This is a genomic window from Stappia sp. TSB10GB4, assembly GCF_900185745.1.
Lineage (GTDB): Bacteria > Pseudomonadota > Alphaproteobacteria > Rhizobiales > Stappiaceae > Stappia.
The window spans coordinates 1-1,108 of sequence record NZ_FYAV01000089.1 but is presented as its reverse complement, the minus strand read 5'-3'; the positions used below and the strand labels follow the sequence as shown (position 1 = coordinate 1,108).

The following is a 1,108-nucleotide window of genomic DNA, read 5'->3' as shown; positions in this document are numbered from 1 at the left end:
ACGGTCGAGACGTTGATCTTCTTCCTCGCCATGCAGATGCGGCCGCAGGCGGTGACGAGGATGTCCCTGTCGTGGAAGGGGTATTCCACCTCCGGCAGGCCCTCATAGGCTTTTGAGGACGGGGCGTAGAGCTCAGCCGGCGTCTTCATGGCGAGCGCCTCATGGGGACGCTCCTCGTTGAACTCGCTGACGAAGTCGTCGAAGCGGCCCTGTTGCTGGAGGGCGTTCATGCCCGGCGGACGCGCCGTCTCCTGCTTGAGGGTGCGGTGCATGCGCTCGTGGCGGCCGTTCTCCTGCGGGTTGCCGGGCTTGATCCTCTCGAGCCGCAAGCCGAGCCGGAGCCACCAAACGGACAGCTTCGACAGGTTGTAGAGGCCGTTGGGCGAGGCAAAGGGCAGACCGTTGTCGCTCCTGATGGCTTGCGGCAGGCCGCGCGCCCTGAACAGGCTCAGGAAGGCCTCGATGACGGGCAGTTCCTTCGTGCTCTCGAGGGCTTCGCACAGAAGGATCATGCGCGAGGCCTGGTCGGTCACCGTCAAGGGGTAACAATAGCGGCCGTCACCAAGCTTGAACTCGCCCTTGAAGTCGGCGCACCACAGATCGTTGGGCAAGGATGCCTGCGACAGCGCCGTGCCCTCGGCCTTGAAGCGCCGCCGCTGACGGGCGCGCTTCACCAGGCCGTGACGGTCGAGCACCGCATGCACCGTCGACCTGGCCGGAATGCGCACGTCGCCCGCCAGCCTGCGCACCAGCAACTCCCTGATCTTGCGCGCGCCCCAATGCGGCTTGCCCTTCTTGCACTCCACGATCAGCCGCTCGATCTGGCCGGGCAACTGGTTAGCATAGCGCACCGGCCGGCGCGACCGGTCGGTGAGCGCCTCCAGCCCCTCCTGCCGGTAGCGGTCCCAGATCTTGTAGCCGGTCTTGCGCGAGATGCCGAACTCGCGGCACACATCGCTCATACTCTCGCCGTCCAGAAGACGGCCGACGAAACGTACTCGCTCGTCCATTACCGAACACTCCTTCCACGGCATCAACACCTCCCGCAAAGCGAAAAGTGTTACCCATGTGTCCGGTACGTTCTGTCACCTATGTCTCAGGTCGCGCC

The 1,108-nt window shown here is 64.9% G+C and carries 1 protein-coding gene; it reads right to left on the bottom strand.

Annotation, left to right across the window (positions count from 1 at the left end):
* On the bottom strand, positions 1-1,034 hold a 1,034-nt coding region (locus TSB10GB4_RS23420), incomplete at its 3' end, for an IS481 family transposase (protein WP_186397715.1).
* Between the last annotated feature and the right edge of the window lie 74 nt (positions 1,035-1,108).